Below are 14,463 nucleotides of genomic sequence, written 5' to 3'. Positions count from 1 at the left end.
CGTTACAGCCAGTCGCCGCGCCGTGTGCCCACGGCCTCGGCCACGCCTGAAAACCCGTCGCGCTGCAAGAGCGTGTCGAGCCCGTGCGCGATGTCGGCCACAAGCGACAGCCCGTCATAGACCAGCGCAGAGTAAAGCTGCACCGCGCTGGCGCCGGCGCGGATCTTGGCATAGGCATCGGCGGCCGAGGCGACGCCACCGACGCCGATCAGCGGCATCTCGCCGGCCGTCAGTTGCGACAGCCGAGCCAGAACGCGTGTCGATTTCTCGAAAAGCGGCCGGCCCGACAGCCCCCCGGCCTGATCCCGCGCGGCGCTGCGCAGGCCGTCGCGGTTTAGCGTGGTATTGGTGGCGATGATGCCGTCGATCTTGGCGGCACGGGCGACATCCGCGACCTCGGACAATTCAGCCAAGCCGAGATCCGGGGCGATCTTCAGGAAGATCGGGACCCGCGTGGGCAGCCAGTCGCGCGCCTCGATCACCCCGCGCAAAAGCGCCGCGAGCGCCTCGGCCCCCTGAAGGTCGCGCAGGTTCTCGGTGTTGGGGCTCGAGACGTTGACGGTGGCGAAGTCCAGGTAGGGGCCGCAACAGGCCAGCACGCGGGCGTAATCCTCGGCCCGGTCCGGGCTGTCCTTGTTCGCCCCTAGATTGAGCCCGATCACCGCGTCGCGCGGCCGCTGGGCCAGCCGCGCTGCGGCGGCCTCCATGCCCGCATTGTTGAAGCCGAAGCGGTTGATGACGCCGTGATCCTCGGGCAGCCGGAAAAGCCGCGGGCGCGGGTTGCCGGGTTGCGCGTTCGGGGTGATCGCCCCGGCCTCGACAAAGCCGAACCCGGCGCGCGACAGCGGCGTCAGCGCCTCGGCATTCTTGTCGAACCCGGCGGCCAGCCCCACCGGGTTGGGCAGCGTCATCCCCGCCAGGTGCGTCACCAGGCGCGGGGACGTGACCGGCCCCGGCGTGGGCGCCAGCCCGAGACGCAACGCGCGCAGCGCGAGGCCATGCGCGGTTTCGGGATCGAGTTTGCGCAGCAGCCCGAGGCCCGCGCGTTCGACCGGTGTCATTCGAACTCTTCTGGGAAGCGGTGCAGGCTGCCTTGCAGTGGCAGGGGGCGGGTCCAGACCACGTCCGACAGCCGCAATTCGCGGTAGAGATGCGGGAACAGCGCGCCGCCGCGCGACGGCTCCCACCGCAGCGCGTCGCCGAGGCGGTCGGTGTCGAGGGCCAGCAGCATCAGCCCGTCCTCGCCCGCGAAATGCCTGGCGGCGGTTTCGGCGGTCTGCTCGGCGGTCGACAGGTGCACGAAACCGTCCGCGACATCGACCGGCGCGCCCGCGCTTGTGCCGCGCGCGCTGAGGTCGGCCCATTCGTCGGAGCGGAAGATCTTGTAGACCAGCATAAGCGGGTGATGCCGTGCCGAGGCCGCCCCGTCAAGCGGTGCTTGAGGCGCGCGCGGGGATCGGCTAGCACGAGGGTCCAACAGACGAGGGGTCAGGCATGGCGTTCACGATTGCAATCGACGGCCCGGCGGCGGCTGGCAAGGGTACGATCGGGCGCGCGCTGGCCGCGCATTACGGCTTTGCGCATCTCGACACCGGGCTGCTTTACCGGGCGACGGGGCGCCGCATGATGTCGGGGCTGGATGCGATCGAGGCGGCGCAAAGCCTGCAACCCGAGGATCTGAAAGCCGACGATCTTCGCACGTCGGATGTCAGCCAGGCTGCGAGCCACGTGGCGGCGATCCCCGAGGTGCGCCAGGCGCTGCTGGATTTTCAGCGCGCCTTCGCGCGGCGCGCGGGCGGCGCGGTGCTCGACGGCCGTGATATCGGGACGGTGATCTGCCCCGAGGCCGACGTGAAACTTTTCGTCACCGCGTCGGACGCCGAACGCGCGCGGCGGCGGCACAAGGAGATGGTCGAGAGCGGCCACGACGTGACGCCCGACGCGGTGATGGAGGATCTGCGCCAGCGCGACGAGCGCGACAGCGCCCGCGCCGCGGCACCCTTGCGGCCGGCCGAGGATGCGCACCGGCTCGACACCTCGGAGATGAGCATCGACGAGGCGATCGCCCGCGCCATCGCGCTGGTCGATGCGGCGCGCGGCTGAGCCCAGCCTTCGGCAGGATGCCGCGCATCCGATTGCGCGCGCTCTTCGGCAACTCCAGGTTGGAGTCCGGAAGCGGCGACACGGTCGTTTTCCGAAAACCGAAAAGCAACGGAGACTTCATGCTGATCAACACGACACTCAAGGCCACGACGACGGCCATTGCCCTTGCGCTTGCATCGGCACCCATGGTTGCGATGACGGCCCAGTCCGCAGCGGCGCAGAGTGAGGGAAGCTATTCGTCCGAAGAACTCGACATCTTCACGACCGCGCTGCTCGAAGTGGCCGAGGTGCGCGAGAAATACACACCGATGCTGCAAAGCGCCGAGACCGAAGACCAGGAAGCGTCGATCGTCCAGGAGGCCAACGACGAGATCATGCAGGTGATCGAGGACACCGACGGCATCACCCTCGACCGCTACACAGAGATCGCACAGGCCGCGAACGAGGACCAGGAACTGAATCAGCGGATCATCAAGCGGGTCCAGTCCATGCAGGACGAGATGTAAGACCGCGCGCGGCCGGGATCGCGGGTGCGGTCCCGGCCCACCTTTCGCCACCGCGCCCCGCCGCGATCGCGGCCGCGCGGGGCCGACACGGCGAATTTGCGGGTTCGCTCCCGGGCAGGCTTGATTTATCCCCCCGCGCCCGGTAAGACGCGCCACGTCAATGAGGTGGACCGCGTCACGAATTGAAGACATCGAGCAGGGTCGGCAGCACCGGCCCTCTTTGTTTTGTGACCCGCCTGACCAACGAAACCCTCCAAGACCGGCGGAGACAACCGCGCGGCCGGAAAAATGAACGTGTAAAGGAACCAGACGCCACATGTCTCAAAACGCATCCATGGAGGAATTCGAAGCCCTCCTGAACGAAAGCCTCGAAATGGACACGCCCGACGAGGGCACTGTCGTCAAGGGCAAGGTGATCGCCATCGAGGCGGGCCAGGCCATCATCGACGTCGGCTACAAGATGGAAGGCCGCGTCGATCTCAAGGAATTCGCCAATCCCGGCGAGCAGCCGGACATCTCCGTCGGTGACGAGGTCGAGGTGTTCCTGCGCGCTGCCGAGAACGCCCGCGGCGAGGCCGTGATCAGCCGCGAGATGGCCCGCCGCGAAGCCGCATGGGACCGTCTCGAAAAGGCCTATGCCGACGAGGAGCGCGTCGAGGGCGCGATTTTCGGCCGCGTCAAGGGCGGCTTCACCGTCGATCTCGGCGGCGCCGTGGCCTTCCTGCCCGGCAGCCAGGTCGATGTGCGACCCGTGCGCGACGCCGGCCCGCTGATGGGGCTGAAGCAGCCGTTCCAGATCCTCAAGATGGATCGCCGCCGCGGCAACATCGTGGTCTCGCGTCGCGCGATCCTCGAGGAAAGCCGCGCCGAACAGCGCGCCGAGGTCATCGCCAACCTCACCGAGGGTCAGACCGTCGATGGCGTGGTCAAGAACATCACCGAATACGGCGCCTTCGTCGATCTCGGCGGTGTGGACGGCCTGCTGCACGTCACCGACATGGCATGGCGCCGCGTCAACCACCCCTCGGAGATCCTGTCGATCGGCGAGACGGTCAAGGTGCAGGTCATCAAGATCAACAAGGAAACCCACCGCATCAGCCTCGGCATGAAGCAGTTGCAGGAGGATCCGTGGGATCTGGTCGGCGCCAAGTATCCGCTGGGATCGGTGCATACCGGGCGCGTCACCAACATCACCGATTACGGGGCCTTCGTGGAACTGGAACCCGGCGTCGAGGGTCTGGTGCACGTCTCGGAAATGTCGTGGACCAAAAAGAACGTGCATCCCGGCAAGATCGTCTCGACCAGCCAGGAAGTCGAGGTCATGGTGCTGGACATCGATCCGGCCAAGCGCCGCGTCAGCCTGGGTCTCAAGCAGACCATGCGCAACCCGTGGGAGGTTTTCGCCGAAAACAACCCGCCGGGCAGCGAGGTCGAGGGCGAGGTCAAGAACATCACCGAGTTTGGCCTGTTCATCGGCATGGAGGGCGATATCGACGGCATGGTCCATCTCAGCGATCTGAGCTGGGACGAGCGTGGCGAGGATGCCATCCAGCACTACAAGAAAGGTGACGTGGTCCAGGCGGTCGTGTCCGAGGTCGATGTCGAGAAAGAGCGGATCTCGTTGTCGATCAAGGGGCTTGGCGGTGACAAGTTCGCCGAGGCCGTGGGCGGCGTGAAGCGCGGCTCTGTCATCACGGTCGAGGTGACCTCGATCGAGGATGGCGGCATCGAGGTGGAGTACGAGGGCATGAAATCCTTCATCCGCCGCTCGGATCTCAGCCGCGACCGGTCCGAACAGCGCCCCGAACGGTTCTCGGTCGGCGACAAGATCGACGCCCGGGTGACCAACGTGGACGCCAAGACCCGTCGCCTCGGCCTGTCCATCAAGGCCCGCGAGATCGCCGAAGAGAAGGAAGCGGTAGAGCAGTTCGGCTCGTCCGATTCCGGTGCGTCGCTTGGAGACATCCTCGGCGCGGCGCTGAAAGGCGACAAGGACGAGAAATAAGCGCCTGACGCTTGCGAAAAGATGAAGGCGGCCCCGTCGGATCGACGGGGCCCTTTTACGTTTGGCGGATAGGTGCGCGAGGGGTCTTTTTACCGTTAACCTGTTGCGGACGCTTGGGATATCATCGCCGTCGCCTGTCCGGCGGAGCGGGCAGGCGATCGCGCTGCGGCGCGTCGCGCCGGGGCTGCCGACCAGCGATGTTCAAGTGCCCAAGCGGCGCTCTGCCTTTCGCGCCGGCTCAGCTTTCCTGCCGCACCGCGCCCACGACCTTGTCCATCACCCGGCTCAGCACCGCCGGGTCGAGCGCCTCTGCCATCACGCGGATCAGCGGTTCGGTGCCCGATTCGCGGATCAGAAGCCGCCCGTCGCCACCCAGATCCCGCTCGGCATCGGCCATCGCGGTCCGGACCACGTCCGTCTCCAGCGGCGTCTTGCCCTTGGCGAAGCGGATGTTGATCAACTTCTGCGGCACCGGTTCAAAGACGTGCGACAGGGTGCTGGCCTTCTGCCCGGTCTCGACCATCGCCGCGAGGAATTGCAGCGCGCCGATCAGCCCGTCGCCGGTGGTGGCGTAATCGGTCATCACGAGGTGGCCCGATTGCTCGCCGCCCAGATTGTGACCGCTGGCGCGCATCGCCTCGACCACGTGGCGGTCGCCCACCGGCGTCCGCTTGAGGCCGATGCCCTGCGTTTCGAGATGTCGTTCCAGCCCGAGATTGGACATCACGGTGGCGACGAGCGTGTCGCCGGCGAGCCGTCCCTCGCTGGCCCAGCGGGTGGCGATCAGCGCCATTAACTGGTCCCCGTCGGCGACGCAGCCGCGCTCGTCGATCAGCACGACGCGATCGGCGTCGCCGTCAAGGCAGATGCCCAGATCCGCGCGGGTGTCGAGCACCTTCCGCGCCGCGCCCTCGGGGCGGGTCGAGCCGCAATCGAGGTTGATGTTGAAGCCGTCGGGTTCGACCCCCATCGGGATGACCTCGGCGCCCAGTTCCCAAAGGACCTCGGGGGCGGTGCGGTAGGCGGCGCCGTTGGCGCAATCCAGCACGATGCGCAGCCCGTCGAGGCGGCGGCGCTGCGGAAAGGTCGTCTTGGCGTATTCCACGTAGCGCCCGCGCGCATCATCCACGCGTCGGGCGCGCCCGATATAGTCGGGCCCCGACAGCGACACGCCGTCCTCGAGCAGTTTCTCGATCGCCGCCTCGGCCCCGTCATTCAGCTTGAACCCGTCGGGGCCGAACAGCTTGATCCCGTTATCCGAGGCCGGGTTGTGGCTGGCCGAGATCATCACGCCGACATCGGCGCGCAAGGAATGCGTCAGATAGCCGATCGCCGGTGTCGGGACCGGCCCCAGCAGAAAGACGTTCATGCCCGTCGAGGTGAAACCGGCGGTCAGCGCGTATTCCAGCATGTAGCCCGACCGGCGCGTGTCCTTGCCGATGACCACGCGGTGCTCCTGCTTGTCGCGTTGGAAATAGCGCCCTGCCGCAGCGCCGAGGCGCAGCGCCATGTCCGCGGTCATCGGCCAGGTATTGGCCTGCCCGCGCACCCCGTCCGTTCCGAAAAACTTGCTGCCCATGCGCCTTCTATCCTGCTTTGCCGATCCGACGGCCGGATGCCCCGGCCCAAGCGCAATAGCGCGATCCGCCCGTCCTGTCCATTTCCGCGGTGCGGCATGGCGAGTTTGTCCGCGACCCGAGCCAGCCCGGATGCCGGGCGACCCGGTGTCAGTTGAAGCGGTTGTCGCGCGGGAAGCCGCGCGGCGCCATGCGGCCGGCGCTGGCGCGTTTGCCGATCCATTCGGCGAGGTCCGAGACGGTGCGCGTGCGCCCGGCCGGATCGTGCCACGTCAGCCCGGCCGCGCCGCGGAAGGTGATCGCGTCCGACAGCCCGCCATCCTTGTATTTCTGCAGGCGCACGCCCTTGCCGCGGCTCAGTTCCGGCAACTCGTCGAGGCCGAAGGCCAGAAGCTTGCGATTCTCGCCGACGCAGGCGACGTGATCGCCGTCGACCGGCCTGCAGACCCGGGCGCGGGCGGGCGCGCGCAGGTTCAGCACCTGCTTGCCGCCGCGGGTCTGGGCGACGACCTCGTCCTCGGGCACGATGAAGCCGTCGCCCGCCGACGAGGCGACCAGCAGCTTGCGCCCCGGCTTGTGGATCAGCAGCTCGACGATATCGGCCTCGTTGGGCAGATCGACCATCAGGCGCAGCGGCTCGCCCATGCCCCGCCCGCCGGGCAGGTTGGCCGCCGAAAGCGTGTAGACCCGCCCGTTGCTGCCGCAGACCAGCAGCCGGTCGGTGGTCTCGGCGTGGAACATGAAGCGCGGGCCGTCGCCATCCTTGAATTTCAGCGCGCGGCCGAGGTCGATATGCCCGGTCAACGCGCGGATCCACCCCATCTGGCTGCAGACCACGGTAATCGGTTCGCGGTCGATCATCGCCTCTATCGGCACATCCTCGGTGCGCCCGGCCTTGGAGAATCCCGTGCGGCGCGCGCCGATCGGGTGGGAGGTGCCGAAGGTCTTCTTGACGTCCTTGAGCTGGTCGGCGACAGTGCGCCATTGCTGCGCGACGTCGTCGAGAAGGCCTTCGAGCCCGGCACGTTCCTCCATCAGGGTGTCGCGTTCGGCGCGCAGTTCCATCTCTTCCAGCCGCCGCAACGAGCGCAGGCGCATGTTGAGGATCGCCTCGGTCTGCACCTCCGTCAGCCCGGGTTCGTCCGAGGCAGGCGGCGAGACGTACTCGGCCTCTGACGCGGCGCGCTCGAACGTGCGGTCCCATCTCTCGCGCATCAGCGCGGCCTTGGGGGCGTCGTCGTAGCGGATGATCTCGATCACCCGGTCGAGGTTGAGGAAGGCCACGATCAGCCCTTCGAGCACCTCGAGACGGTGATCGATCTTCTCCATCCGGTGGCGGGCGCGGCGCAGCAGGACGTCGCGGCGGAAATCGAGAAAGGCGCGCAGCACCTCCTTCAGCGAGCAGACGCAGGGGGTCACGCCGTCGATCAGCACGTTCATGTTGAGCGAGAAGCGCAGTTCGAGGTCGGAATTGCGATACATCAGCCCCATCAGCGCCTCGGCATCGACGTTCTTCGAGCGCGGCTCGAGGATCAGGCGCACGTCGTCGGTGCTCTCGTCGCGGACATCGGCGAGGATCGGCACCTTGCGGGTCTGGATGAGATCCGCAATGCGCTCGATCAGCTTGGATTTCTGCACCTGGTAGGGGATCTCAGTGATCACGATCTGCCACTGGCCGCGGCCCAGATCCTCGATTTCCCACCGGCAGCGCAGCCGGAACGCGCCGCGCCCGGTGCGGTAGGCCTGCGCGATGCTTTCGGGCGGCTCGACAATGACGCCGCCGGTCGGGAAATCGGGGCCCTGGATGTGGTTCATCAGCGTGTCGTCGCGCGCGTCGGGCGACTTGATCAGGTGCAGGCAGGCATCGATCAGCTCGGCGATGTTGTGAGGCGGGATGTTGGTGGCCATGCCCACGGCGATCCCCGACGACCCGTTGGCCAGCAGGTTGGGATAGCTTGCGGGCAGCACGACGGGTTCCTGCAGGGTGCCGTCGTAATTGTCGCGGTAATCCACCGCATCCTCGGCCAGCCCGTCGAGCAGCGCCTCGGCGAAGACCGTCATCCGCGCTTCGGTGTAGCGCGGGGCGGCGGGGTTGTCGCCGTCGATATTGCCGAAATTGCCCTGGCCGTCGACCAGCGGGTAGCGCACCGCGAAATCCTGCGCGAGCCGCGCCATCGCGTCGTAGATCGCCGCGTCGCCGTGCGGGTGGTAATTGCCCATCACGTCGCCCGAGATCTTGGCGGATTTGCGGAACCCCCCGGTGCTCGACAGGCGCAGTTCCCGCATCGCGTAGAGGATGCGGCGATGTACGGGTTTCAGCCCGTCGCGGGCGTCGGGCAGCGCGCGGTGCATGATGGTCGACAGCGCATAGGTCAGGTACCGGTCGCCGATGGCGCGGCGCAGCGGCTCTGACGTGGCTTGGGGCAGCATGTTGGGGTCGTCTACGGTATCGCTCATGGATCTGGTGATACTGATCCGGCCCGGCCGCGTAAAGCGGTGATCGCGGGCGTCCGGCCCGGCGCGTCGTTCAAGGGGCTTGCATCGTGGTTGCGGGCAGGCCAGAACGCCAAAGTGGGCGACAGGATCATCCTTATCACCGGCTGTTCGTCGGGCATCGGCCTTGACGCGGCGCGCACGTTGCGGGCGCGCGGATGGCGGGTGTTTGCAAGCTGCCGCAAGGAGATCGATTGCGAGCGCCTGCGGGGCGAGGGATTCGATGCCCCGCGCATCGACTACGAGGACGAGGGCAGCATCGCGTCGGGTCTGGCCGAGGTGCTGGAGGCCACGGACTGGCGGCTCGACGTGCTGTTCAACAACGGCGCCTACGCGATCCCCGGCCCGGTCGAGGATATGCCCGCCGACGCCATGCGGGCGATCTTCCAGGCCAACCTGATCGGCTGGCACGAGCTGACGCGGCGTGTGATCCCGGTGATGCGTGCGCAAGGATCTGGAAGGATCGTGCAGTGCTCGTCGGTGCTGGGCCTCGTGGCGATGAAGTGGCGCGGTGCCTACGTGGCGACGAAATTCGCCCTCGAAGGGCTCAGCGACGCGATGCGGCTGGAACTGGCGGGCACCGGGATCGACGTGTCGATCATCGATCCCGGCCCGATCGACACGGCGTTCCGGAAAAACGCGATCCTGCAATTCGAGAAATGGATCGACTGGGAAAACTCGGCCCGGGTCGAGGAATACCGCGACAGCCTGCTCGACACGCTTTACAAGGGCAGCAGCAGGGGGCCGCAATGGCCCGCCAGCGCCGTGACCAAAGCATTGGTGCATGCGGCCGAAGCGCGCCGTCCGAAGCTGCGCTATCACGTGACGACGCCCACCCGTGTGATGGCGATCCTGCGACGGATCTTGCCCGCGCGTGCGCTGGACTGGGTGCTCAAAAAGGGCTAGCAGGCAAAACAGGGGTCACATTTTCCTTTCGCATTGCGTGCCATCGCGCCTAGGTATGCGCAGGGAATGCGACGCGGAAAGGACACCTCATGCTGCAAGATCCTTTATTCATCATCGCGGCGATTGCGTGCATTGTCGTGGCGGTCATCCTCATCCGCGGCATCTCGACCTTCGGCAAGGAAGGGGTGGAGAATGCCAAGCGGGCGAACAAGTACATGCGCTGGCGGCTGATCGCGCAATTCGTCGCTGTCCTGCTGATCCTCGTTTTCGTCTATTTCCGCAGTGAGGGAGGCTGAGCCCATGGTGGTTCTCAACAAGATCTACACACGCACCGGCGACGCGGGCGAGACCGCGCTTGGCAATGGCACGCGGGTGGCCAAGCATTCGGCCCGGGTGACCGCCTATGGCACGGTCGACGAGCTGAACGCGACGCTGGGACTGGCGCGCCTGCAGGCCACCGGGGAAACCGACGCAGCGCTGGCGCGCATCCAGAACGACCTCTTCGATCTGGGTGCGGATCTGTGTCGCCCGGATATGGAGCGTGACGCCGAGGCCGAGTACACCCCGCTGCGCGTCAGCCCGGGGCAGGTGGACCGGCTGGAAGCAGAGATCGACGCGATGAACAAGCATCTGGAGCCATTGCGCAGCTTCATCCTGCCGGGCGGCAGCCAGCTGGCCGCCAGCCTGCATCTTTGCCGCACGGTTGCGCGGCGGGCCGAGCGCCTGACGGTGGAGCTTTCGGCGCTGGAGCATGTAAACGAGGCCGCGGTGCGGTACCTCAACCGGCTGAGCGATTGGTGTTTCGTCGCCTCGCGGATGGCCAACGACAATGGCCGCGCCGACGTGCTGTGGGTTCCGGGCGCGAACCGCTGAAGGCGGCGGGGCGTCCGGGGGACGGCCCGGCGGCCGGAAGGGCGGAGCCCCGGGCCGCAGGCCGGGTATGAGGCGCTGAAAGCGGCGGGGCGTCTTGCAGACTGGCAGACCCGGCGCTGAGGCGAAAACGCGACGTCCCCGGACCTCGGCGTGACGATTTTACCCTGTTTCCGCCGCGCGTGACCCGGTATCAAGGCCGCAGACTGATTGCCTGAAGGGCCTTGACGGTTCTTCGCCACTTTAAGGGAGACCATGCAATGAAGGTGCTCGTGCCTGTCAAACGTGTGATCGACTACAACGTCAAAGTCCGCGTCAAGGCGGATGGCAGCGGTGTCGATCTGGCCAATGTGAAGATGTCGATGAACCCGTTCGACGAGATCGCCGTCGAAGAGGCGATCCGCCTGAAAGAGGCCGGCAAGGCCGACGAAGTGATCGCGGTCTCCATCGGCGTCAAGCAGGCGCAGGAAACGCTGCGCACGGCACTCGCCATGGGCGCAGACCGTGCGATCCTCGTGGTCGCCGCGGAGACCACGCAGACGGATATAGAGCCGCTTTCGGTGGCCAAGATCCTCGCGAAGATCGTCGAGGAGGAACAGCCCGGCCTCGTTCTGTGCGGCAAGCAGGCGATCGACAACGACATGAACGCGACCGGTCAGATGCTGTCAGCCCTGCTGGGCTGGTCGCAGGCGACCTTCGCCTCGAAGCTCGATCTCGACGGCACATCGGCGGTGGTGACCCGCGAGGTCGATGGCGGCCTGCAGACCATCAAGGTCAAGACGCCCGCCATCGTCACCGTCGATCTGCGCCTCAACGAGCCGCGCTACGCGAGCCTTCCCAACATCATGAAGGCGAAGAAAAAGCCGCTCGATGAAAAGACCGCCGCGGATTACGGCGTGGACGTGACCCCGCGCCTCGAGGTGACCGGCACGTCCGAGCCCGAGGCGCGCAAGGCTGGTGAAATCGTGGGCTCTGTCGACGAGCTGGTGTCGAAACTCAAGGAAGCGGGGGCCGTGTGATGGCTGTACTTCTACTTGCCGAAGTTACCGACGGTGAACTGAACATGGATGCCACCGCCAAGGCGGTCTCGGCCTGCGCCAAGCTGGGCGACGTGACCGTGCTCTGCGCCGGCGCCAAGGCCGCCGCCGCGGGCGAGGCCGCGGCGAAGATCGCGGGTGTCGCGAGGGTCCTCGTGGCCGAGGACGACCTGCTCGGCCACCGGCTGGCGGAACCGACTGCGGCGCTGATTGTGTCGCTTGCCGGCGACTACGAGCACATCGTCGCCCCCGCGACCACCGATGCCAAGAACATCCTGCCGCGCGTCGCGGCGCTGCTGGACGTCATGGTGATCTCTGACGCCTCCGAGGTGGTGGATGGCGACACGTTCCAGCGCCCGATCTATGCCGGAAATGCGGTACAGACCGTGAAATCGAGCGACGCCAAGAAGGTCGTCAGCTTCCGCACCTCGACCTTCGAGGCGGCGGGCACGCAGGACGCGGCACCCGTCGAGACCGTCTCGATGACCGACAATCCGGGCCTGTCGGAATGGGTCGAGGACAAGGTCGCCGAAAGCGACCGGCCCGATCTGACCTCGGCCGGCGTGGTCGTCTCGGGCGGGCGCGGCGTCGGCAGCCAGGAGGATTTCGAGCTGATCGAGAAGCTGGCCGACAAGCTGGGCGCGGCGGTGGGCGCGTCGCGCGCGGCGGTCGATTCGGGCTTCGCGCCCAACGACTGGCAGGTCGGCCAGACCGGCAAGGTGGTGGCGCCCGAGCTTTACATCGCGGTCGGCATTTCCGGCGCCATCCAGCATCTTGCGGGCATGAAGGACAGCAAGATCATCGTGGCGATCAACAAGGACGAAGAGGCGCCGATCTTCCAAGTCGCCGATTACGGCCTTGTCGGCGATCTGTTCGAGGTGCTGCCGGAGCTGACCGAAAAGCTCTGATCGCCCCGGCGCCCACCAAATCGCGACCCGCGCCGCATCCCGGCGCGGGTTTTTTCATGCTGCGAGGATTTCGCGCAGGGCCCGCCACGTGGGCGGCCGTGACGGCCGCGTGCATGGATTGTCACGAATTGCCGGGCCTGTCGTCTCACTAGCGCAATTACAGCCAGGTTTACGCTTCGCCGGGCCTTGCGGCGCAACCCTGCCGGGCCCTATGCTGCGCGCGGATAACGACGAGGATCGCAGTCATGGACATCAAGACAATCGGCATCGTCGGCGCGGGGCAGATGGGCAACGGCATCGCCCACGTGATGGCGCTGGCCGGGTACGACGTGACCCTCAACGACATCAGTGCCGAGGCGCTGGAGAAGGCTCTGGCGGCCATTCGCAAGAACATGGACCGGCAGGTCAGCCGCGAGAAGATCGGCCAGGACGACATGCAGGCGGCCATGACGCGGATCACCACGACCCGCACGCTGACCGATCTTGGCCCCAGCGATCTGGTGATTGAGGCCGCGACCGAGCGCGAGAGCGTCAAGCAGAAGATCTTCGACGAATTGCTGCCGCATCTCGCGCCGCACACGATCCTGACCTCGAACACGTCGTCGATCTCGATCACCCGGCTGGCCAGCCGCACCGACCGGCCCGAGAAGTTCATGGGCTTTCACTTCATGAACCCGGTCCCGGTGATGAGCCTGGTGGAACTGATCCGCGGCATCGCCACCGACAAGGAGACCTTCGACACCTGTCTCGGCGTGGTCGACAAGCTGGGCAAGACTGCGGCCAGTGCCGAGGATTTCCCCGGCTTCATCGTCAACCGCATCCTGATGCCGATGATCAACGAGGCGGTCTACACCCTCTACGAGGGGGTGGGGAACGTGCAATCCATCGACCAGTCGATGAAACTGGGCGCCAATCACCCGATGGGGCCGCTCGCACTGGCCGATTTCATCGGTCTGGACACGTGTCTGGCGATCATGAACGTGCTGCATGACGGGCTGGCCGATACCAAGTACCGGCCCTGCCCGCTGCTGACGAAATATGTCGAGGCCGGGTGGCTGGGCCGCAAGGTCGGGCGCGGCTTCTACGACTACCGCGGCGAGACACCCGTGCCGACGCGGTGACGCGGCGGGGGCTGCCGCATCCGCGGCTCGGCGATCGCGCGGCTGGCGCCGGTGCGCTATCGAAGCGCTAGGCTTTTCGCCGAAGGATATCCCCCGAATGCTGCGTGTCCGTGCCCTTATCCGTCTTCTGTCACCCGCCGCCTGCACCAATCCCGACGATCTGCGATCAGCAGCCCGCCTATCTCGGCAATTTCCAGCCTGGGCGTATCGTCGTCGTCGCGCCCAGCCTCGCCAAGGGGCCGGTTTCAGGGACGGCCAGCAAGGACGAATGAATCGCCGCCATGACCGAGGCCGTGACCGATCGCTTCTCGCGGTATTGCGGCGGCAAGCCCTATCGTCTCGGGGTCAGTCCCGAAGGGTATGTTCTGGCGGTGCCGGGTCTGCCGATGCTCCCCTCGCCGAAATCGGCGCTGATCCTCAGGGTCACCGCCTGGGACGATGCGGCGGGCGAAAAGTTCAACCCCGCGCCGTATACCGTGACGGTGGTCGAATCGATCTCGACCGCGACATGGCTCGGCTCGGGACTGACGCAGAGCCGCGAGCAACAGCTTAGGGACCCCGCCCTCAACGCCGCCAAGCAGATCGAGACATGGCTCAAGCGGCAGAACGACACGCAGGGCTGGTTCGAGGATGACGGCCGGCCCGCCGCGCGAAAATCGGGATCCGAGCGCAGCGGCCCGCGCGGCGCGGTGGCGGCCGTCGCGCCGCCCGTTGATGCCGAAAAGGCGGCCGTGCAATGACATGCAAGCTATGGCTTGATTTTCATCCGCGACCTCAATAAACCGCGCGCGACGTACTGAACGGGCCAGGCCGGCCCCCCAACTGACAAGGTCCTCCGAAAGATGGCGAAGCAAAAGTTTGACCGTTCGAAGCCGCATGTGAACATCGGGACGATCGGGCATGTCGACCACGGCAAGACGACGCTGACGGCGGCGAT

General features: G+C 66.6%; 16 protein-coding genes. 12 read left to right on the top strand and 4 right to left on the bottom strand.

Annotated elements, in window-relative coordinates; translation table 11 throughout:
- Positions 1–2: 2 nt before the first annotated feature.
- The gene (locus V8324_RS16640; protein WP_336421049.1) at positions 3–1,061 is read right to left on the bottom strand and encodes a quinone-dependent dihydroorotate dehydrogenase; all 1,059 of its coding nucleotides are present in this window, start codon (positions 1,059–1,061) and stop codon (positions 3–5) included.
- Positions 1,058–1,396 (bottom strand): DUF952 domain-containing protein, encoded by a 339-nt coding sequence (locus V8324_RS16635; protein ID WP_336421048.1) that lies wholly within the window; start codon positions 1,394–1,396, stop codon positions 1,058–1,060. The genes V8324_RS16640 and V8324_RS16635 overlap by 4 nt, the downstream gene beginning before the upstream one ends.
- 98 nt (positions 1,397–1,494) lie before the next feature.
- Between V8324_RS16635 and V8324_RS16630 the strand changes: the two genes are divergently transcribed.
- The 3 genes from V8324_RS16630 to rpsA all read left to right on the top strand — a co-directional run bounded on the left by V8324_RS16630 (position 1,495) and on the right by rpsA (position 4,614).
- Complete coding sequence (locus tag V8324_RS16630) at positions 1,495–2,103, top strand: (d)CMP kinase (RefSeq protein ID WP_336421047.1); 609 nt, start codon at positions 1,495–1,497, stop codon at positions 2,101–2,103.
- Positions 2,104–2,222: 119 nt separating this feature from the next.
- Positions 2,223–2,609, top strand: a complete 387-nt coding sequence (locus tag V8324_RS16625) for a DUF4168 domain-containing protein (RefSeq protein WP_336421046.1) — start codon at positions 2,223–2,225, stop codon at positions 2,607–2,609.
- Positions 2,610–2,925: 316 nt separating this feature from the next.
- Positions 2,926–4,614, top strand: a complete 1,689-nt coding sequence (gene rpsA, locus V8324_RS16620; protein WP_336421045.1) for a 30S ribosomal protein S1 — start codon at positions 2,926–2,928, stop codon at positions 4,612–4,614.
- A 238-nt stretch (positions 4,615–4,852) separates the two neighbouring features.
- Here the strand turns inward: rpsA and glmM are convergent, their stop codons facing one another.
- Both glmM and V8324_RS16610 read right to left on the bottom strand, forming a co-directional pair.
- Positions 4,853–6,193, bottom strand: a complete 1,341-nt coding sequence (glmM, locus tag V8324_RS16615) for a phosphoglucosamine mutase (protein ID WP_336421044.1) — start codon at positions 6,191–6,193, stop codon at positions 4,853–4,855.
- 148 nt (positions 6,194–6,341) lie between these two features.
- Positions 6,342–8,648 carry a DNA topoisomerase IV subunit A gene (locus tag V8324_RS16610; protein ID WP_336421043.1) on the bottom strand — a complete coding sequence of 769 codons (2,307 nt, stop codon included), beginning with the start codon at positions 8,646–8,648 and terminating at the stop codon, positions 6,342–6,344.
- A 114-nt stretch (positions 8,649–8,762) separates the two neighbouring features.
- On the opposite strand from V8324_RS16610, the gene V8324_RS16605 reads away from it, so the two are divergent.
- From V8324_RS16605 to V8324_RS16565, 9 genes are all read left to right on the top strand, one after another.
- Positions 8,763–9,590, top strand: a complete 828-nt coding sequence (locus V8324_RS16605) for an SDR family NAD(P)-dependent oxidoreductase (protein ID WP_336421042.1) — start codon at positions 8,763–8,765, stop codon at positions 9,588–9,590.
- An 89-nt stretch (positions 9,591–9,679) separates the two neighbouring features.
- Positions 9,680–9,886: a twin transmembrane helix small protein gene (locus V8324_RS16600; protein ID WP_336421041.1), complete on the top strand. Its 207-nt coding sequence runs from the start codon at positions 9,680–9,682 to the stop codon at positions 9,884–9,886.
- A gap of 4 nt (positions 9,887–9,890) precedes the next feature.
- Entirely contained in the window at positions 9,891–10,463 is a 573-nt protein-coding gene (locus tag V8324_RS16595; protein ID WP_336421040.1) for a cob(I)yrinic acid a,c-diamide adenosyltransferase, read from the top strand.
- 257 nt (positions 10,464–10,720) lie between these two features.
- On the top strand, positions 10,721–11,479 hold the full coding sequence (locus V8324_RS16590; protein ID WP_336421039.1) for an electron transfer flavoprotein subunit beta/FixA family protein: 759 nt from the start codon (positions 10,721–10,723) through the stop codon (positions 11,477–11,479).
- Positions 11,479–12,405 (top strand): electron transfer flavoprotein subunit alpha/FixB family protein, encoded by a 927-nt coding sequence (locus V8324_RS16585; protein ID WP_336421038.1) that lies wholly within the window; start codon positions 11,479–11,481, stop codon positions 12,403–12,405. The genes V8324_RS16590 and V8324_RS16585 overlap by 1 nt, the downstream gene beginning before the upstream one ends.
- A 245-nt stretch (positions 12,406–12,650) precedes the next feature.
- A complete protein-coding gene (locus V8324_RS16580; protein ID WP_336421037.1) occupies positions 12,651–13,526 on the top strand; it encodes a 3-hydroxybutyryl-CoA dehydrogenase in 876 nt (291 codons plus the stop codon).
- 110 nt (positions 13,527–13,636) lie between these two features.
- Positions 13,637–13,798: a hypothetical protein gene (locus tag V8324_RS16575; RefSeq protein WP_336421036.1), complete on the top strand. Its 162-nt coding sequence runs from the start codon at positions 13,637–13,639 to the stop codon at positions 13,796–13,798.
- A gap of 9 nt (positions 13,799–13,807) precedes the next feature.
- Positions 13,808–14,266 (top strand): hypothetical protein, encoded by a 459-nt coding sequence (locus V8324_RS16570; protein WP_336421035.1) that lies wholly within the window; start codon positions 13,808–13,810, stop codon positions 14,264–14,266.
- Between the two features lie 102 nt (positions 14,267–14,368).
- A partial coding sequence (locus tag V8324_RS16565) for a GTP-binding protein (RefSeq protein ID WP_336419914.1) occupies positions 14,369–14,463 on the top strand: 95 nt, incomplete at its 3' end.

It is taken from the genome of Roseovarius sp. D22-M7 (assembly GCF_037083785.1).
Classification (GTDB): domain Bacteria; phylum Pseudomonadota; class Alphaproteobacteria; order Rhodobacterales; family Rhodobacteraceae; genus Roseovarius.
This window is presented reverse-complemented; position numbering and strand designations above follow the sequence as displayed.

What these genes read in the sequence shown, in the direction of transcription:
- V8324_RS16640 (WP_336421049.1), bottom strand. Translation starts at nt 1,061, where the DNA reads ATGACACCGGTCGAACGCGCGGGCCTCGGGCTGCTGCGCAAACTCGAT.
- V8324_RS16635 (WP_336421048.1), bottom strand. Translation starts at nt 1,396, where the DNA reads ATGCTGGTCTACAAGATCTTCCGCTCCGACGAATGGGCCGACCTCAGC.
- V8324_RS16630 (WP_336421047.1), top strand. Translation starts at nt 1,495, where the DNA reads ATGGCGTTCACGATTGCAATCGACGGCCCGGCGGCGGCTGGCAAGGGT.
- V8324_RS16625 (WP_336421046.1), top strand. Translation starts at nt 2,223, where the DNA reads ATGCTGATCAACACGACACTCAAGGCCACGACGACGGCCATTGCCCTT.
- rpsA (WP_336421045.1), top strand. Translation starts at nt 2,926, where the DNA reads ATGTCTCAAAACGCATCCATGGAGGAATTCGAAGCCCTCCTGAACGAA.
- glmM (WP_336421044.1), bottom strand. Translation starts at nt 6,193, where the DNA reads ATGGGCAGCAAGTTTTTCGGAACGGACGGGGTGCGCGGGCAGGCCAAT.
- V8324_RS16610 (WP_336421043.1), bottom strand. Translation starts at nt 8,648, where the DNA reads ATGAGCGATACCGTAGACGACCCCAACATGCTGCCCCAAGCCACGTCA.
- V8324_RS16600 (WP_336421041.1), top strand. Translation starts at nt 9,680, where the DNA reads ATGCTGCAAGATCCTTTATTCATCATCGCGGCGATTGCGTGCATTGTC.
- V8324_RS16595 (WP_336421040.1), top strand. Translation starts at nt 9,891, where the DNA reads ATGGTGGTTCTCAACAAGATCTACACACGCACCGGCGACGCGGGCGAG.
- V8324_RS16590 (WP_336421039.1), top strand. Translation starts at nt 10,721, where the DNA reads ATGAAGGTGCTCGTGCCTGTCAAACGTGTGATCGACTACAACGTCAAA.
- V8324_RS16585 (WP_336421038.1), top strand. Translation starts at nt 11,479, where the DNA reads ATGGCTGTACTTCTACTTGCCGAAGTTACCGACGGTGAACTGAACATG.
- V8324_RS16580 (WP_336421037.1), top strand. Translation starts at nt 12,651, where the DNA reads ATGGACATCAAGACAATCGGCATCGTCGGCGCGGGGCAGATGGGCAAC.
- V8324_RS16570 (WP_336421035.1), top strand. Translation starts at nt 13,808, where the DNA reads ATGACCGAGGCCGTGACCGATCGCTTCTCGCGGTATTGCGGCGGCAAG.